General features: G+C 63.9%; 14 protein-coding genes. 10 read left to right on the top strand and 4 right to left on the bottom strand.

Translation table 11 applies throughout. From position 1 onward, the window contains the following. Positions 1 to 14: 14 nt before the first annotated feature. On the bottom strand, positions 15 to 278 hold the full coding sequence (locus FQ705_RS34120; RefSeq protein ID WP_186307907.1) for a hypothetical protein: 264 nt from the start codon (positions 276 to 278) through the stop codon (positions 15 to 17). Between FQ705_RS34120 and FQ705_RS18275 the strand changes: the two genes are divergently transcribed. The 5 genes from FQ705_RS18275 to FQ705_RS18255 all read left to right on the top strand — a co-directional run bounded on the left by FQ705_RS18275 (position 211) and on the right by FQ705_RS18255 (position 4,066). After that, a complete protein-coding gene (locus FQ705_RS18275) occupies positions 211 to 1,767 on the top strand; it encodes a protein adenylyltransferase SelO (protein ID WP_144143436.1) in 1,557 nt (518 codons plus the stop codon). The genes FQ705_RS34120 and FQ705_RS18275 overlap by 68 nt on opposite strands. Before the next feature lie 79 nt (positions 1,768 to 1,846). Next, positions 1,847 to 2,269, top strand: coding sequence for a peptide-methionine (R)-S-oxide reductase MsrB (gene msrB / locus FQ705_RS18270; RefSeq protein ID WP_144143435.1), 423 nt, complete (start codon positions 1,847 to 1,849; stop codon positions 2,267 to 2,269). Between the two features lie 154 nt (positions 2,270 to 2,423). Continuing rightward, entirely contained in the window at positions 2,424 to 2,954 is a 531-nt protein-coding gene (locus FQ705_RS18265; protein WP_105508273.1) for a septation protein A, read from the top strand. Position 2,955: 1 nt separating this feature from the next. Then, positions 2,956 to 3,276, top strand: a complete 321-nt coding sequence (locus FQ705_RS18260; protein ID WP_144143434.1) for a BolA family protein — start codon at positions 2,956 to 2,958, stop codon at positions 3,274 to 3,276. 10 nt (positions 3,277 to 3,286) lie between these two features. Then, positions 3,287 to 4,066, top strand: coding sequence for a peptidylprolyl isomerase (locus tag FQ705_RS18255; RefSeq protein WP_144143433.1), 780 nt, complete (start codon positions 3,287 to 3,289; stop codon positions 4,064 to 4,066). A 129-nt stretch (positions 4,067 to 4,195) separates the two neighbouring features. Here FQ705_RS18255 and purL read toward each other — a convergent pair whose 3' ends face one another. Beyond that, positions 4,196 to 8,290: a phosphoribosylformylglycinamidine synthase gene (gene purL / locus FQ705_RS18250; protein ID WP_144143432.1), complete on the bottom strand. Its 4,095-nt coding sequence runs from the start codon at positions 8,288 to 8,290 to the stop codon at positions 4,196 to 4,198. A gap of 268 nt (positions 8,291 to 8,558) precedes the next feature. Here purL and FQ705_RS18245 point away from each other — a divergent pair, with 268 nt between their 5' ends. From FQ705_RS18245 to pgi, 3 genes are all read left to right on the top strand, one after another. Beyond that, positions 8,559 to 9,857: an FAD-dependent oxidoreductase gene (locus FQ705_RS18245; RefSeq protein WP_144143431.1), complete on the top strand. Its 1,299-nt coding sequence runs from the start codon at positions 8,559 to 8,561 to the stop codon at positions 9,855 to 9,857. Between the two features lie 137 nt (positions 9,858 to 9,994). Further along, a complete protein-coding gene (locus FQ705_RS18240; RefSeq protein ID WP_144143569.1) occupies positions 9,995 to 11,584 on the top strand; it encodes an NAD(P)H-hydrate dehydratase in 1,590 nt (529 codons plus the stop codon). 281 nt (positions 11,585 to 11,865) lie between these two features. After that, positions 11,866 to 13,488, top strand: a complete 1,623-nt coding sequence (gene pgi / locus FQ705_RS18235) for a glucose-6-phosphate isomerase (RefSeq protein ID WP_144143430.1) — start codon at positions 11,866 to 11,868, stop codon at positions 13,486 to 13,488. A gap of 119 nt (positions 13,489 to 13,607) precedes the next feature. On the opposite strand, the gene FQ705_RS18230 is transcribed toward pgi, so the two are convergent. Further along, complete coding sequence (locus FQ705_RS18230; protein WP_144143429.1) at positions 13,608 to 14,294, bottom strand: ABC transporter ATP-binding protein; 687 nt, start codon at positions 14,292 to 14,294, stop codon at positions 13,608 to 13,610. Between FQ705_RS18230 and FQ705_RS18225 the strand changes: the two genes are divergently transcribed. Then, complete coding sequence (locus FQ705_RS18225; RefSeq protein ID WP_144143428.1) at positions 14,293 to 14,997, top strand: arylesterase; 705 nt, start codon at positions 14,293 to 14,295, stop codon at positions 14,995 to 14,997. The two genes, FQ705_RS18230 and FQ705_RS18225, sit on opposite strands and share 2 nt — an antisense overlap. 117 nt (positions 14,998 to 15,114) lie before the next feature. Beyond that, on the top strand, positions 15,115 to 15,456 hold the full coding sequence (locus FQ705_RS18220; RefSeq protein WP_144143427.1) for a hypothetical protein: 342 nt from the start codon (positions 15,115 to 15,117) through the stop codon (positions 15,454 to 15,456). Between the two features lie 136 nt (positions 15,457 to 15,592). Here the strand turns inward: FQ705_RS18220 and FQ705_RS18215 are convergent, their stop codons facing one another. After that, positions 15,593 to 17,530, bottom strand: a complete 1,938-nt coding sequence (locus FQ705_RS18215) for a SurA N-terminal domain-containing protein (RefSeq protein ID WP_144143426.1) — start codon at positions 17,528 to 17,530, stop codon at positions 15,593 to 15,595. Between the last annotated feature and the right edge of the window lie 56 nt (positions 17,531 to 17,586).

Here is a 17,586-nt window from a genome sequence, read left to right as displayed (position 1 = left end):
TCGCCTTGTTCGTTTCAATCGGGTTGCAAAAAATCGGGTTGCAGCCCGGTCGCCATGCCGATGCGCTTCGCGGCGGCATCGGCGAGATTCTGAAAGCCGGGAAACGCTCGCTCGCGGATCGAACTCCGGGCGGCGCATGGCGGGCGGACGGCCGGCCAGCAGCTCCGCGGGCGCGGACTTACAATATCGGTTAATCCAGAGGCGCTCAACATGTCGTTTTCCCCAAGCATTGCAGGGTTATCCGGGCCTTTGACGGCCTTTTCGGAAGCCTTGACCACGTCGCCAGAATCCTCGTTTGCAAGGCTCGGCAGCGTGTTTCTGACGCGTCTGCCCGCCGCGCCGCTCAGCGCGCCGTATGTCGTCGGCTTCTCCACGGAAACGGCCGCGCTGCTCGGTTTAGAGCCCGGTCTCCAGAACGATCCCGGATTTGCCGAGCTGTTCTCCGGCAATGCCACGCGCGAATGGCCGGCTGAGGCGCTGCCGTATGCGTCGGTGTATTCGGGGCACCAGTTCGGTGTGTGGGCCGGCCAGCTCGGCGATGGCCGCGCGCTCGGACTCGGTGAAATCGAACACGACGGGCGCCGCCTCGAGCTGCAACTCAAAGGCGCGGGCCGCACGCCCTATTCGCGCATGGGCGACGGCCGTGCCGTGCTGCGTTCGTCGATCCGCGAGTATCTGTGTTCGGAAGCGATGCACCATCTCGGCATTCCGACCACACGTGCGCTCTGCGTGATCGGCTCCGATCAGACGGTGCGGCGCGAGGAAGTCGAGACCGCCGCCGTCGTCACGCGCGTGGCGCCGAGCTTCGTGCGCTTCGGGCACTTCGAGCATTTCTATTCCAACGATCGGGTCGATGCGCTGCGCGCGCTCGCCGATCACGTCATCGAGCGTTTTTATCCGCTGTGCCGCGAGACGGAAGATCCGTATCTCGCGCTGCTGAACGAAGCGGTGATGTCCACCGCCGACCTGATGGTCGAATGGCAGGCGGTCGGCTTCTGCCACGGCGTGATGAACACCGACAACATGTCGATCCTCGGCCTCACGATCGACTATGGCCCGTTCGGTTTCCTCGATGGTTTCGACGCGGGCTACATCTGCAATCATTCGGATTCGCAAGGACGTTACGCGTACCGGATGCAGCCGCAGATCGCCTACTGGAATCTGTTCTGCCTCGCCCAGGGACTGTTGCCGCTGCTCGGCCAACAGCATGAGGAAAGCGTACGCGGCGACAAATCGATCGAAGACGCCCAGCGCGTGCTCGGCACCTTCAAGGCGCGCTTCGCGCCGGCGCTGGAGCGACGTTTTCGCGCGAAACTCGGCCTCGAACTCGAGCGCGACGGCGACGACGCGCTGGTGAACCGTCTGTTCGACGTGATGCAGGCGAACCGCGCGGATTTCACGCTGACGTTCCGCAACCTCGCGCGCCTGTCGAAGCACGATGCGAGCGGCGACACGTCGGTGCGCGATCTGTTCCTCGATCGCGCCGCCTTCGACGCCTGGGCGAACGACTATCGCAGCCGGCTGTCCGAAGAAACACGCGATGACGCCGCGCGCGCCATTGCAATGAACCGGGTGAACCCCAAATTCGTACTTCGCAATCATCTGGCGGAAACGGCGATCCGCCGCGCGAAAGAGAAGGACTTTTCGGAACTCGAGCGTCTGGCGGCCGTGCTGCGCCATCCCTTCGACGAACAGCCCGAGTACGAAGCGTATGCGGGGCTGCCGCCCGACTGGGCCAGCGCGCTGGAAGTCAGCTGCTCGTCGTGATGGAGCGCGGCCCCGATCGATATAACGACGCAAACCCGAGACACAGTCTGAAACACAAGCCCGATACAGGAACCCGATCATGAACAAGCCCGACGACCTCAAGACCGACGCCCCCGCCGTGCAGAAAGACGACGCCGAGTGGCGCGAGCAGCTCTCCGACATCGAATATCAGGTGACGCGCCACGCGGCCACCGAGCGCGCGTTCACGGGCCGCTATCACGACCACTGGGACCGCGGCGTGTACGACTGCGTCTGTTGCGGCACGCCGCTCTTCGAATCGGACACCAAGTTCGACGCCGGCTGCGGCTGGCCGAGCTATTTCAAGCCCATCAACGGCGAAGTGATCACGGAGAAAACCGACCGCACGCATGGCATGCTGCGCATCGAGGTGGAATGCAAGAACTGCGGCGCCCATCTGGGTCATGTGTTCGAAGACGGCCCGAACCCGACGGGTCTGCGCTACTGCATCAATTCGGCTGCGTTACAATTCGAGCCCAAGTAACGCTGCGCGGAGTCTGGCGCGTTGCCGGCCGGCATCTTTCCAAGGTGCCCGCCGGTCGCGAATACCCTACATCCGGCTTGCGAACCGGTCCGCCCGGGTGCATCGCAACGCGTCCCTGATCCTCCGACCCTTTCTCCGAATTCCCGACCAGATAATGAAATTCCTGTTCGATCTGTTCCCGATCATCCTGTTTTTCGTCGCCTTCAAGATATGGGGCATTTTCACGGCGACGGCAGTGGCGATCGTCGCCACGCTGGTACAGATCGCGTGGGTGGCCTTCCGCCACCGCAAAGTCGACCCGATGCTGTGGGTGAGCCTCGGCGTCGTCACGGTATTCGGCGGCGCGACCCTCGTGCTGCACAACGACACCTTCATCAAATGGAAGCCGACCGTGCTGTACTGGGCGTTTTCCGTCGCGTTGATCGTCTCGCAACTGGCCTTCAACAAGAACCTGATCGAAGCGATGATGGGCAAGCAGATCACGCTGCCGCATGCGATCTGGGGCAAGCTGAGCGTCGTCTGGGCGATCTTTTTCGTGTTGCTCGGGCTCGTCAATCTGTTCGTCGCGTATCACTACACGACCGATCAATGGGTCAATTTCAAGCTGTTCGGCGCAACCGGCTGCCTCGTCGTGTTCATCGTCGGGCAGAGTTTGTGGCTGTCGAAGTATATGAAGGAAGAATGACATGACAAGCGAAGCCGATGTGTTCATGCACGCCACCACCGCCGAGCGCGCGGCGCTGATCGAAGCGCGCCTCATCGCCGCGCTCGCGCCGGTCGCCTCGATCCGGATCACCGACGATAGCGCGCAGCATGCGGGCCACGCCGGCGCCTCCGCCGGCGGTCATTTCAGTGTCACGATCGTGGCCGTCGCATTCGCCGGTAAGCCCCGCGTGGCGCGGCATCGCATGGTGTATGATGCGCTGGCCGATGGCATGCAGCGCGGCATTCATGCCCTTGCAATCACGGCGACTACGCCCGAAGAATTCGCTTTGTTGCCCCGCTAGGAAACTTTCGATGACCTTGAAGAAAACCCACCTTTGGGTACTGCTGGCTGCGTTCGCAGCCGCACCTGCTTTTGCACAGAACATCGCTGTCGTCAACGGCACGCCGATTCCGAAAGCACGCGCCGATGCGTTGATCGACCAGCTGGTACATCAGGGCCAGCAGAATACGCCGCAACTGCAAATGGCCGTGCGCGAAGAACTCGTGAACCGCGAAATCCTGATGCAGGAAGCGCTGCGTCGCGGCCTGCCGAATCGTCCGGACATCAAGGCGCAAATCGCTGTTGCACAACAAACCGTCGTGCTGCGCGCGCTGATCGAAGACTTCGTGAAGAACAACACGCCGACCGACGCCGAAGTCACGGCGCGCTACAACGCGCTGATCAAGGACGCGGGCGGCAAGGAATATCACCTTCACCATATCCTCGTGGACAACGAACAGCAGGCCAAGGACCTGATCGCCAAGATCAAGGCCGGCGCAAGCTTCGAAGACCTCGCCAAGCAATACTCGAAGGACCCGGGATCGGGCAAGAACGGCGGCGACCTGGACTGGTCGGACCCGAAGGCCTACGTGCCTGAATTCGCTGACGCGGCCACGCATCTGCAGAAAGGTCAGATGACCGACACGCCGGTGCACACGCAATTCGGCTGGCACATCATCCGTCTGGACGACACGCGCGCCATCACGCCGCCGCCGCTGGAGCAAGTGCGTCCGCAGATCGTGCAACAGATCCAGCAGGAAAAGCTGCAGGCGTTCGAAGAAGGTCTGCGTAAGAACGCGAAGATTCAGTAAGCGGGTTAGCTGCGTTACTGCTTCGTTTGAATACAAAAAAACCGCCCTTGGGCGGTTTTTTTGTTTCTGCGGGCTTGTTGCTGGTTGCGCAAAAAAGGCCGCCGTTCGATACGGCGGCCTCGCTTTACCTCAACCCAACCAGCGGCGCGCGTTCTGGAACACGCGCATCCACGGGCTGGCGTCCGTGCTGCCCTCGCCCCAGCCTTCCGGATGCCAGCTCATCTGCACCGCGCGATGCACGCGCTCGGTGTGCGGCATGAGTACCGTGAAGCGGCCGTCAGGCGTCGTGACCGACGTGATGCCGTCCGGCGAACCATTCGGGTTGAACGGATACTGTTCGGTCGCCTGACCATGATGATCGACGAAACGCATCGCCACGGCCGCCTTCGACGCATCGCCCTGCTGCGAGAAGTCGGCAAAACCTTCGCCATGTGCAATCGCGACCGGGATGCGCGAGCCTTCCATGCCGTTGAAGAAAATCGATGGCGAGGCCTGCACTTCGACCAGCGAGAAGCGCGCTTCGAATTTCTCCGACTTGTTGCGCGTGAACTTCGGCCATGCTTCGGCGCCCGGGATCATCGAGGCCAAACTGCTCATCATCTGACAACCGTTGCAGATGCCCAGCGCAAACGTGTCCTGGCGACCGAAGAACGCCGCGAACATATCGGCCAGTTGCGAGTTGAAGCGGATCGCCTTCGCCCAGCCTTCGCCGGCACCCAGCGTGTCGCCGTACGAGAACCCACCGCATGCCACCGCGCCGGCGAAATCCGCCAGATTGGCGCGGCCCGCCAGCAGATCGCTCATATGCACGTCGTGCGCGTCGAAGCCGGCACGGTCGAACGCATAGGCCGTTTCGAGGTGCGAATTCACGCCCTGCTCACGCAGGATCGCAACACGCGGACGGGCGCTCTTGCCGATGAACGGCGCGGCGACGTCTTCAGCCGGGTCGAAACTCAGCACCGGCGTGATGCCCGGATCGGCGGCATCGGAAAGCGCCTCGTACTCGGCGTCGGCACAAGCGGGGTTGTCGCGCAGACGCGAAATGCGCCAACTCACTTCACTCCACGTGCGATGCAGTTCGGCGCGCGGCGCGCCGTAGATCTTCTTGGCGTCACGATAAATTTCGATCGTGTCGCGCTCGTTGATCTTGCCGATCACATGCGAGCACGCCGACAGACCATGTTCGCGCAATGCGCCGAGCACCGCGTCGCGCTCCGTTGCGCGCACCTGGATCACCGCGCCGAGTTCTTCGTTGAAGAGTGCACGGATCGTGCGGTCGTCGCGGCGGCCGCTGGTCTGCTTGGCCCAGTCTTTGGCGTCGCCGTAATCGGATTCGTGATTCGGATCGAGCACCAGCATGTCGACGTTCAGCGACACGCCGACGTGACCCGCGAACGCCATTTCACACACCGTCGCCCACAGGCCGCCGTCTGAGCGGTCGTGATAGGCGAGCAGCTTGCCGTCCTGATTCAACGCCTGGATCGCGGCGAAGAAACGCTTCAGATCTTCCGGGTCGTCGACGTCCGGCACCGTGTCGCCCACTTGCTGCGTGACCTGCGCGAGGATACTGCCGCCCAGGCGATGCTTGCCGCGGCCGAGGTCGATCGCGATCAGTACCGTGTCGCCCACGCCGTCGGCGCCGTTCGCGCGACGCAGTTGCGGCGTGAGGTGCTGGCGTACGTCTTCGACCGGCGCGAACGCCGTGATGATCAGCGAGACCGGTGCAACCACTTCCTTCGCGACGCCTCGGTCTTCCCATTTGGTGCGCATGGACAGCGAGTCCTTGCCGACCGGAATGCTGATGCCGAGCGCCGGGCACAATTCCATGCCGATCGCTTTCACGGTGTCGTACAGTGCCGCGTCTTCACCGGCTGCGCCGCACGCGGCCATCCAGTTGGCCGACAGCTTGAGCTTGTCGAGCGACGCAATCGGCGCCGCCGCGATGTTGGTGACGGCCTCGCCGACCGCCATGCGACCCGACGCCGGTGCATTGATGACGGCGAGCGGCGTGCGCTCGGCCATCGTCATCGCTTCGCCGCGGAAGCCCGCATAGTCCATCGTGGTGATCGCCACGTCGGCCACCGGCACTTGCCACGGGCCGACCATCTGGTCGCGCGCGGTCGTGCCGCCCACCGAACGGTCGCCGATGGTGATGAGGAACGACTTGCTGGCCACCGTCGGGTGACGCAGCACGCTCGCCGCAACTTCAGGCAACGCGATGCCGGTGACATCCACCGGCTCGAGCTTCTGTTCAACGCGCTTGACGTCGCGATGCATGCGAGGCGCCTTGCCGAGCAGCACTTCCATCGGCATGTCGACCGGCTGATGCGCGGCGTCGGCGTTCGACTCCGAGTCGATCACCTTCAGTTGACGCTCGGCGGTCGCCGTGCCGATCACGGCAAACGGGCAGCGCTCGCGTTGGCACATGGCTTCGAAAGCCGGCAGATCGGCCGGCGCGATCGCCAGAACGTAACGCTCCTGCGCTTCGTTCGACCAGATTTCGCGCGGCGACAGACCGCTTTCTTCCAGCTGGATCTTGCGCAGATCGAACAGCGCACCTTTGCCCGCACCATCCACCACTTCGGGGAACGCGTTCGACAAACCGCCCGCGCCGACGTCGTGGATGCTCAGGATCGGGTTTTTGTCGCCGAGTTGCCAGCACGCGTTGATGACTTCCTGCGCCCGACGCTCGATTTCCGGGTTGCCGCGCTGCACCGAGTCGAAGTCGAGTTCGGCAGTATTGGTGCCGGTCGCCATCGAACTCGCCGCGCCGCCGCCCATGCCGATGCGCATGCCCGGGCCGCCGATCTGGATCAGCAGCGAGCCTTCCGGCAGATCGTGCTTATGCGTGTGCTGGTCCGAGATATTGCCGATGCCGCCGGCGATCATGATCGGCTTGTGATAGCCGCGCACGAGACCCGCGACGTTCTGTTCGTACGCACGGAAATAGCCGCCCAGATTGGGCCGGCCGAATTCGTTGTTGAACGCGGCGCCGCCGAGCGGGCCGTCGATCATGATCTGCAGCGGCGAAGCGATGCGGTCGGGACGGCCGTACGCTTCGTGCTTGTCGTCCGGATTGCGGTGCGCGAGCACTTGCGCCGCGTCGCGCGCGTTTTCCCATGTCTCGACGCCGTCCGGCAGTTCCAGATTCGACACCGTGAAGCCCGCCAGACCCGCCTTCGGACGCGCGCCGCGACCGGTCGCACCTTCGTCGCGGATTTCACCGCCCGAACCGGTCGAGGCGCCCGGGAACGGCGAGATCGCGGTCGGGTGATTGTGCGTTTCCACCTTCATCAAGGTGTGCGTGAGTTCGACGTTGCGGCGATAGTGCTCCGGCAACTCGCTCGCGCCGAGATCGGCCGGCGTGCGCGGAAACCAGCGCTCGGCGACACCGCCTGCCATGATCGCCGAGTTGTCCGAATACGCGACGATCGTGCCTTGCGGGTTCAGCTTCTCGGTATTGCGGATCATGTTGAAGAGCGAGATGTCCTGCTTCTCGCCGTCGATGGTCCAGTCCGCGTTGAAAATCTTGTGACGGCAGTGTTCGCTGTTGGCCTGCGCGAACATCATCAGTTCGACGTCGGTCGGGTTACGCCCGAGCTTCGTGAACGCGTCGACCAGATAGTCGATTTCGTCGTCGGCAAGGGCGAGGCCCAATTCGGTGTTAGCCACTTCCAGCGCGCCACGGCCGTTGCCGAGCACGTCGACGGTTTGCAGCGGCTTGGCCGGCAGTTCGTCGAACAGATGCATGGCCTGGTCGCGCGAGGCCGCGACGCTTTCCGTCATGCGGTCGTGCAAGGCGGCTACGACAGCTGTGCGCGCTTCGTCGGAGAGCGCTTTCTTGCCGCCGAGCAGGCCGCTTTTCAGCGTGACCGTGTATTCGATACCGCGCTCGATGCGACGCACCTGCGTGAGGCCGCACAAATGGGCAATGTCGGTTGCCTTGCTGGCCCACGGCGACACCGTGCCGAAGCGCGGCACCACGAGGAACGTTTCAGCCGCGCCGCGCTCTCTGGTTTCTTCGAGCGGATCGCCGTAGTGCATCAGCGCTTCGATCTTCGCGTTGTCTTCAGCGGAGAGCGGCGCCTGGGCGTTGACGAAGTGCAGATATTGTCCGCGCACGCCCGTGATGTTCGGATCGATGCGCGTGAGCGTGTCGAGCAGGCGGGTTTGACGGAAATCGGAAAGGGCCGAAGCGCCGGGGAAACACGAGAAGTGGGCCATGGACTTGACGTTGCGTCTATGAGTCGCGCGTGCAGGCGACGTGAGGCGGAAGGGAAGTCCAAGATTATACCCCGGGAAGGGCATCCGGCGGGCCTGCGGCGTGCCATCCAGGCGCGTAACGGCGTGGCGAGGCCGTCCGTTTGGCTGCTATCATTCGCCCTTTCATCAGATCGGCGCACGCCGCCCAGTCGCACCGGGCCATGCGCCGCATGTCACGCCTGACGGAATGGCGCCGAGTCGGCGTTCCGCCGGCACATCGAATCGAAACATGGATGTCATCGTCATTGGCGGCGGGATTGTGGGCGTCGCCACCGCTTATCAACTGCGCGCGGCCGGTCATCGGGTATGCGTCGTCGAGCGCCACGCCACCGTCGCGCAGGGCGCAACCTATGGACACGGCGGCACCGTCCTGCCGACGCCGCTCGACGTCTGGTTCGGCCCGACCTTCATGGCGAGCCGGCAAAACGCCAGAAACGGCGTAATCAGCAAGACCGGTTTTAACGGGCCGGCCCGCCAGTTCGTCAAGCAGCTCGCCGTCTTGCAGGAGCCCGAGGCCTTCAGCCGCCAGTATGGGCATCTGCGGCCGCTGATCGAATCGTCGCGCGAGACGATGGCCGACGTCGAAACGCGCTTCGGGCTCGAATTCGAACAGACCAGCGGCGTGCTGTATCTGGTGCGCTCGGCGCAGGAGTGGGAACAGACCCAGAGCGCGCTCGAACTTCTGCGCCAGTACGAGGTGCCGCATCACGTGCTCACGCCGGCCGAATGCGCCGCGTTCGAGCATTCCGTGCGCACCGAACCGGAATTCGCCGGCGGCGTGCTGTTCGACCAGGAACGCACGGCCAACTGCGCGCTGTTCGCCAAGCTCATCAAGCAGACGCTCGACAACCAGGGCGGCGTGCAATTCATGCTGGGCTGCGAAGTCTCGTCGATCCGTCTCGAAGGACAACGCGCCTCGGTGGAACTGGCGCCGAGTCCGGGCGCAACGTCCCGTTCGCGCGAAGTCGACGTGATTCATGCCGATGCTGTGGTGGTGGCCGCCGGCTACGGCAGCCTCGGCTTGCTGGAACGCCTCGGCCTGCGTTTGCCATTGCATCCGCTGCGTCTGCATAACCTCGTGGCGCCGATTGCGCATGAGGAATGCGCGCCGCACGTGGCGATCGTCGACGCGGTGAAACGGATCGGCATCAGCCGGATGAATCAGCGCTTGCGTATTGCGGGCGGCGCGGTGCTACAAAGCGCTGGCCAGATCGACAAACCGCTCGGCGAAGCGCTCACCAAGGAAGCCCTGGCGCTGCTCGGCCAGGCGACCCACGACTGGATTCCGGGCGCCGCGCGCATTTCCGCCGCGCTGCCGTGGGAAGGCGTCAAGCTGCTGTCGCCGGATGGCTTGCCGGTGATCGGCAATGCGCTGCATCCGCGTCTTTTCGTCAACGTCGGTCACGGGCCCGCCGGTTGGGGTCTCGCCTGCGGTTCGGGCAAGCTGATTGCCGATCTGATTTCCGGCCACACGCCGGAGGTACCCGCCGACACCCTCGCCGCGCTGCGCGCGGAGCGCTTCCAGTAAGTCACTCAGGCGCCGGCCCGTTTTTTCGGCGGGTCGGCCGCCACGCGTTCATCGCCTCGCGCATTGCGCGCATCGGCACTACCATAGCGATTCCCAAGCCTCGTCACCTTGCAGAAGGTGAAATGCCACGCCTCGCCATGACAGAAGCCGATCTCACGCCGCCGACCCTCCTGCGCCCGCACAACCGCGCCCTGCCCCTGCTCACGCTGACCGATCTGCGGCTGGCCGAATCCCAGGCCGCCGCGGGGTTGCCGGAGCACACGCTGATGTCGCGCGCCGGCAAGGCCGCCGCGAGCTGCCTGCTGGAACTGATTACCCGCGACACGTCGATCGAAAAAGCCCGCCACAAGGTCTGGCTGGTCGCCGGGCCGGGCAACAACGGCGGCGATGCGCTGATCCTCGCCACGGAACTGCAGCGGGCCGGGATCGCCGTCGACGTGTGCATGCCCGTCGAAGTGAAACCCGACGACGCGCGCTGGGCGCTCGGCGTCGCGCGCGCCGCGGGCGTCGCGATCGGCACGACGCCGCCCGCCTCGCTCGACAGCTACACCTGGCTGGTCGACGGCATGTTCGGCATCGGCCTGACGCGCGCGCTCGACGGCGTGTTCGCGACGCTCGCCCGGCAGTTGTCGCAGCGCGCCAGGGCGCGGCCGCGCAAAGGCGGCGTGCTCGCGCTCGACGTGCCGAGCGGGCTCGACAGCGACACCGGCACCGTGGTGGGCGATAGCCTCGGCACCGCCGTTCACGCGACGCATACGGTCACGTTCATCGGCGCGAAGCCGGGCCTGTTCACCGCGCAGGGCCGCGACCTGGCGGGTACGGTGAGCGTCGCGCCGATCGGCATCGATTCGAACCATCGCACGACCTTGCAACTGAACGCGCCGGACCTTTTCGGCGCCTTCCTGCCGCCGCGCGACTTCGCGACCAACAAGGGCACCTTCGGCAGCCTCGCCGTGGTCGGCGGCGACACCGGCATGTGCGGCGCGCCGATCCTGGCCTCGCGCGCGGCGCTCTACACCGGCGCGGGCAAGGTGCACGTCGCGCTACTCGGCGCAGGCGCGCCGCCTTACGATGCGCCGCATCCCGAACTGATGCTGCACGCCATCGACGATCTGCCGCTCGACAGCATGGACGCCCTCGCCGTGGGCTGCGGCATGGGCCATCGCGAGCGGGCCACGGGCGTCATGCACGACGTGCTGCGGCTCGACGTGCCGAAGCTGTTCGATGCGGATGCGCTCAATCTGATCGCCAAAGACCCCGCGCTCGCCGCCGAAGTCACCGCGCGCGGCGTGCAGGGCGACCCGTGCATCCTGACGCCGCACCCACTCGAAGCCGCGCGCCTGCTCGGCACCGACGCGCCCACCGTGCAACGCGACCGGCTCGCCGCCGCGCGCTCGCTGGCCGCGCGCTTTGCCAGTGTCGTAGTACTGAAAGGCACCGGCACCGTGATCGCCGCCCCGGATGGCCGTCTCGCCATCAATCCCACCGGCAACGCCGCGCTCGCCACGGGCGGCACCGGCGACGTGCTGGGCGGCATCATCGGCGCCTTGCTCGCACAACATCTGCCGCGCTTCGAGGCGGCGCTCGCGGGCGTCTACCTGCACGGGCTCGCCGCCGACACGTTGAGTGAGCAAGGCCACGGTCCGGCCGGTTTGACGGCGGGCGAACTGGCGCCGATGGTGCGCACGCTGCTGAACCGCATGTTCTATCCGCCGCTGGAGTCGTAAGGGCCGCCGTCCCAACCTTTGGACGGGCTGCCCAAACCGCTGCCGCCTGTCACGCAAGGCCGCTATACTGAACGACTGCGCCGCGAGCCGATTCCCTCGCGGATGGCGGCGAAACTTCGACGGGCGGCCCGGGTGGTCTACTGGCCCATCGGCTCGTCAAGTTCCGCTGCCGTCTGCGGCGAACCCGGCTGCGCGGCATCGCTCTAACAGCATCGTTGCATCATCCTCGGCGGCGCTTCACGCGCGCGCCTTTCTTCGTGCCCCTTGGTTAGACGGACGCTATGACGCAGAACTCGCTCCCCTCCTGGTCCTCGCTGCAAACGCATTACGAGAAGATTCGCGATGCCCACATGCGCGACTGGTTCGCTCCCGAGAACGATCCCGCTCCTACCCGCGCCGAGCGCTTCGCGTTCGCGGGCGGCGGCCTCTCCGCCGATTTCTCGAAGAACCGCATCACCGACGAAACCCTGAAGCTGCTCGTGCAACTCGCGCGTGAAGCCGGCGTCGAAAAACGCCGCGACGCGATGTTCGCGGGCGAAATCGTCAACCCGACCGAACATCGCGCCGCGCTGCACACGGCGTTGCGCGCCACCGATCCGAAAGCACCCTTCTTCGCCGAAATCCAGGCCGAGAAAAAGAAGATGGCCGCGTTCGCCGACAAGGTGCGCAGCGGCGAATGGACCGGTTACACCGGCAAGCGGATTCGCTACGTGGTGAACATCGGTATCGGCGGCTCCGATCTCGGGCCGAAGATGGTCGTGCACGCGCTGCATCATCTGGCCACGCCGGAGATCACCACGCATTTCGTGTCGAACGTGGACGGCGCCGATCTCTACAACGTGATGCAGAAGATCGATCCCGAGGAAACGCTCGCGATCATCGTATCGAAGACCTTCACCACGCTCGAAACCATGACCAACGCGCGCTCGCTGCGCGACTGGTTCGTCGAGAAAGGCTGCCCGGAAAGCGCGCTGGCGAAGCACTTCGTCGGTGTCTCGGCCAATTCCGCGGAAGTGGTCAAGTTCGGCATCGCGAAAGAGAACGTGTTCGAGATGTGGGACTGGGTCGGCGGCCGCTATTCGTTGTGGTCGGCGGTGGGCCTGTCGATCATGATCTCGATCGGACCGAAGCAGTTCGACGAACTGCTCGCGGGCGCCAACGAGATGGATCAGCATTTCCGCGATGCGCCGCTCGAGAAAAACCTGCCGGTGCTGCTCGGCATGATCGGCATCTGGTATCGCAACTTCTTCGGCTCGCAAAGCTATCTGGTCGCGCCGTATTCGGAAGCGTTGCATTTCCTGCCGTCGTATCTGCAGCAGTTGGAGATGGAAAGCAACGGCAAGTCCGCGCGCCTGGACGGCAAGATGGTCGACTATCCGACTGCGGCCGTGACGTGGGGCGAGCCGGGCACGAACGGTCAGCATGCGTTCTTCCAGATGCTGCATCAAGGCCCGACTATCGTGCCGATCGACTTCGTCGCCGTGCTCACGCCGGAGCATCCGCTCGTCAGCCATCATCCAAAGCTGCTGGCCAATTGCTTTGCGCAAAGCGAAGCGCTGATGCTCGGCCGCACGCTCGAAGAAGCCAAAAAAGTGGCCGGCGCGGACAAGCCGGAACTGGCGCCGGCGCTAGTGTTCCCGGGCAACCGTCCGACTAGCACGCTGCTGGTCGACGCGCTCACCGCGCGCTCGCTCGGCGCGTTGATCGCGCTGTACGAGCATAAAGTGCTGGTTCAGGCGTCGGTGTGGGACATCAATCCCTTCGATCAATGGGGCGTCGAGTTGGGCAAGATTCTCGGCAAGGTGGTCGAGGCCGATCTGACGTCGGCAACCGTCGATGAGAAGAAGCATGATTCGTCGACCTCGGCGTTGATCGCAAGAGCGCGGGCCGCGTTGAAGAAGTGACAGCGCGTGCCGGGCTCACCTGAACGAGGTGAGCTCACGCGAAAAAAAGCGGGCCCTTCGGGGCCCGCTTTTTTATCTGGCGGCAATGCTTGCCAGCGCGTCGACTCAACGCGACCCGTTCACGCGAGCCGGCCCGCTTCGATCGTGACGGTCGCATCGCAACGACGCGCCAGCTCGATGTCATGCGTGACCAGAATCAGCGTCGCGCCGTTCGCGCGATTCATCGCGAACATCAGGTCGATCACCGCGTGCCCCGTCGCCGCATCGAGACTGCCGGTGGGCTCGTCGGCGAACAGGATCGCGGGATGCGTGACGAAGGCCCGTGCGAGCGCCACCCGTTGCTGCTCACCGCCGGACAACAGCTTCGGATAATGGCCGATGCGCTGACCGAGGCCCACCTGTTCAAGCAGGCCGCGCGCACGCGAAGCCGCGTCGCGCGTGCTGATGCCGCCTTGCAGTTCGAGCGGCAAGGTGACGTTTTCGAGCGCGGTCAAATGCGGCATGAGCTGGAAGGACTGGAACACGAAACCGACCGAGCCGCTGCGCAATGCCGCGCGCCCGTCTTCGCTCAACTCGCTGAGTTCGCGGCCGAGCAGTCGAACCGACCCCGAACTCGCACTGTCCAATCCTGCGAGCAAGCCAAGCAGCGTAGACTTGCCCGACCCGGAGGCCCCGACGATCGCCACACTGCTGCCGGCATCGATAGCAAGATCGATGTTGTCGAGAATCGTCAGTTCGCCCGTTGCATCCTTAACCTTCTTGCACAAACCCCGCACTTCAATGACTGGATCAGTTTTGTTTAGCATGGTGAAGCGTAGGTTGGAAGTGCGTGCCGTGGGGCCGCGCGCCGTCGCGCTGACAACGGTCTGCGCCTGCGCCGCTGCGGCTGCCACCCTGTTTTCTGTCAGCTTTGCGGCTAACGCCGCCAATGCACCGGAACCAGCCAGGCCAGTGATCGTCGTGCTCGGCGACAGTATTTCCGCCGAATACGGCCTGCCCCGCGACACGGGCTGGGTTGCCTTGATGCGCCAGCGTCTGACCGATCAGCGAATCGATTATAGCGTCGCCAATGCCAGCATCAGCGGCGACACCACGAGCGGCGGACGAGCCCGCTTGCCGGCGCTGATGCAACGCCTCAAACCTAGCGTCGTGGTTGTCGAACTCGGCGCCAACGACGCCCTGCGCGGCGTACCGCTCTCCACCACCGAAGACAATCTGCGCACGATCATCGAACAGGTGCAGCAAGGTCACGCGAAGGTAGTGCTGATCGGCATGTATGTACCACCTAATTACGGCCCGGACTACACGCAAAAGTTCCACGGCATGTATGGCGATCTGTCGAAGGAGTTGCGCGTTCCGTTGGTGCCGTTTTTACTTGCCGGCATCGCCGATAAGCCGGAGATGTTTCAGGCCGATCAGATCCATCCCGCGCAGCAGGCACAGTCAGTGCTACTCAACAACGTGTGGCCGACCCTCGCGCCACTCCTTCGTACAAGTTCGCCTCGCTGAAAAGCCTGCTAACAACTTGTTTCCAGAACTTAGGGAACGCGGATCGGTAAGATCGTTCTGACACTTTCGTATCCCGCGTAACCTGGCTCGATTCCGAGCGACTTTTGAGGAGATAACGTGAAATATTTACCGTTAATCGCTTTGACCGTGGCAATTTCTGCCTGTGCCGCTCAACCGCCTGCTGGCGTCCAATCCGTCGGCGAAAGCCAGCAACCGGTGAAGACCGTCGCTACCTGCATCGCGCAGAAGTGGGCTGACGGCTCGCAACAGCAGGTCGTGTCGCAAGACACGTTGGCCAACGACCAAGCCATGGATGTGTACGTTCCGGGTCAGCAGCCGCCGACTGGCGCAGCCGCTGTCGTACGTCCGTCATATAGCGGCAAGGGCACGTGGGTCGGCTTCCGTGCCAACGGCGCGGCCGGCAGCGATGCCACCGGCGCTATCAGCGGTTGCCTGTAAAGACTTCAGGCAGGCCGCTCAGGCGCATTGTTTGACGGACGCGCTGCGTTCCGTCAAACGAAAAAGCCCCGCTTTTGCGGGGCTTTTTTTGTGGCCGGGCACCGGGCGCTAACCGCGCTGTGCCTTGCTGCGAGAGTTAGTCGCCGCTTGCCTGCGCGTTGCTGCTGTCCAGCGCGCCATAGAACTTGACCTTCGAACGGGCGCGGACCGAATCGACGTAGGCCTCAGCTTCGGATTGCGACTCGACTTGCGCAATCTGTTGCTGAGCCGCGGCCAGATGTTGCGGGTCGGTCGCCGCTGCCGTCACGACGGCGTTCACGCGATAGATCGCATAGCCATCTGCGCCCAGGTCCACACCGACGTAAGTCGGCAATTTTTGCGCGTCTACTTTGTAGATTGCACTCAATGCCGCAGGCGGAACGCCCTGCGCGTCATTGCGCGAAACCTTCAGCGGCGACGAAAAACCCGAGGTCGACTTGGACTTCTCCAACGCAGCCAGTTGCGCGGCGCCGTCTTTATGCGCGGCCTCGTCGGACTGCACCGCGATCACCTTTTGACGCACGGCGTCCTTGACGGCGTCGAGCGCCGGCACGGCGGCCGCCTTATAGTCGGTGACGTGCGCCGCGATCAGCGTGTTGCCGCCCACGTCGATGGCCTGCGTGTTGTTGCGTGCCTGCGCCGAGTCGTTCGCGAACACGGCGGCGAGGAACTTCGCATTGTTCAACGGGCTGTCAGGCGGCAGCTTCGGGTCCGGCTGCGGCGTGACCGTGGCGGTCTGCAATTGCAGCTTGTACTTGTCGGCGGCCGGCTGCAGGGTCTTGGCCTTTTCATAGACGGTCGACGTGAAGCCTTCCGAATCTTCCGTAAATGCCTTGCTGGCCATTTGCGTCTTCACGTCTTTCGCGATCTGATCCTTCACTTCGTCGAACGGCTTGGTGACGGCCGGCTTCACGTCCGTCACCTTGACGATGTGATAGCCAAAGTCGGTCTGCACGATGCCACTGACTTCGTCTTTCTTCAGCGCGAACACGGCGTCGTCGAATGCCTTGCCGCCGGCGATCATGCCGGGACCGAAGTAACCCAGATCGCCGCCCTTCGATGCCGAACCCGGATCCTGCGAATTCTGCTGCGCGATCTGAGCAAACTGGTCCGGATGCGCCTTGATCTGCGCGAGCACGTCTTCCGCTTTCTGCCGGGCCTTGGCCTTATCGGCCGCGCTCGCATCTTTCGGCGCCGCGATCAGGATGTGGCTTGCGCGCACCTGTTCATCCGTGCGGAAGTGGGCGATGTTGTCGTCGTAGAACTTCTTCAGATCCGCGTCGTTTGGCTGAACGGACGCTGCGAGCGTGGCCGGCGACATCACGAGATACTGGATCGTGGCCGTAGCAGGCGTGGCGAATTCATTGCGATGCGCGTCGTAATACGCTTGCAGTTGCGCGTCGGTCGGCTGCACCTTGGCGGCGTAGTCGCGCGGATGGAACGCCATGCCCTGCACTTCGCGCTGCTGCTCGGCGAGTTCGGTCAGGTGCTGCGCCAGCGTCTTCGACGTGAACGCGCTGCCCTGAATGCTGGCCGGCAACTGTTGAGTGGCAATGCTGTAGCGCACGCGCTCGTCGTACTGATCGGGCGTCATGCCCTGCATCGCGAGCAGTTGCTTATAGCGGTCGACGTCGATCGAACCGTCCGGATTTTTCAGCGACGAGATTACCGGATCGTTGAGCAGCACACGACGCACGGCGTCGTCGGATGCGGTCAGATGCAGGCGTTGCGTTTCATCGGCCAGCACACGCTGTTCGATCAGGCCGTCGAGCATCTCGCTACGACGCGCCGGCGTGTCGAACGACTTCATGTCGAACTGCGCACCAAGCATCTGGCGAGCGCGGTCGAGTTGCTGACGCATGGCGTCGTCGTACTCGGCGCGCGTGATCTTATGACCGTTGACGCTCGCGACGTTTGCACTTTCGTCAAAGAAGCCGCGGAAACCTTGAATACCCACAAAACCCAACCCCGGCACAATGACGAGGATGAGCATGAACATCATCAGGCGTTTGTGATTACGGAAAAAATCGAGCATGCGTGAAGTGCCAAAAACAGAACGCCCGATCTTACAACAGCGGGCAATAAAAAAGG

It is taken from the genome of Paraburkholderia sp. BCC1884 (assembly GCF_900996225.1).
Taxonomy (GTDB): Bacteria; Pseudomonadota; Gammaproteobacteria; order Burkholderiales; family Burkholderiaceae; genus Paraburkholderia.
This window is presented reverse-complemented; position numbering and strand designations above follow the sequence as displayed.

What these genes read in the sequence shown, in the direction of transcription:
- FQ705_RS18275 (WP_144143436.1), top strand. Translation starts at nt 211, where the DNA reads ATGTCGTTTTCCCCAAGCATTGCAGGGTTATCCGGGCCTTTGACGGCC.
- msrB (WP_144143435.1), top strand. Translation starts at nt 1,847, where the DNA reads ATGAACAAGCCCGACGACCTCAAGACCGACGCCCCCGCCGTGCAGAAA.
- FQ705_RS18265 (WP_105508273.1), top strand. Translation starts at nt 2,424, where the DNA reads ATGAAATTCCTGTTCGATCTGTTCCCGATCATCCTGTTTTTCGTCGCC.
- FQ705_RS18260 (WP_144143434.1), top strand. Translation starts at nt 2,956, where the DNA reads ATGACAAGCGAAGCCGATGTGTTCATGCACGCCACCACCGCCGAGCGC.
- FQ705_RS18255 (WP_144143433.1), top strand. Translation starts at nt 3,287, where the DNA reads ATGACCTTGAAGAAAACCCACCTTTGGGTACTGCTGGCTGCGTTCGCA.
- purL (WP_144143432.1), bottom strand. Translation starts at nt 8,290, where the DNA reads ATGGCCCACTTCTCGTGTTTCCCCGGCGCTTCGGCCCTTTCCGATTTC.
- FQ705_RS18245 (WP_144143431.1), top strand. Translation starts at nt 8,559, where the DNA reads ATGGATGTCATCGTCATTGGCGGCGGGATTGTGGGCGTCGCCACCGCT.
- FQ705_RS18240 (WP_144143569.1), top strand. Translation starts at nt 9,995, where the DNA reads ATGACAGAAGCCGATCTCACGCCGCCGACCCTCCTGCGCCCGCACAAC.
- pgi (WP_144143430.1), top strand. Translation starts at nt 11,866, where the DNA reads ATGACGCAGAACTCGCTCCCCTCCTGGTCCTCGCTGCAAACGCATTAC.
- FQ705_RS18225 (WP_144143428.1), top strand. Translation starts at nt 14,293, where the DNA reads ATGGTGAAGCGTAGGTTGGAAGTGCGTGCCGTGGGGCCGCGCGCCGTC.
- FQ705_RS18230 (WP_144143429.1), bottom strand. Translation starts at nt 14,294, where the DNA reads ATGCTAAACAAAACTGATCCAGTCATTGAAGTGCGGGGTTTGTGCAAG.
- FQ705_RS18215 (WP_144143426.1), bottom strand. Translation starts at nt 17,530, where the DNA reads ATGCTCGATTTTTTCCGTAATCACAAACGCCTGATGATGTTCATGCTC.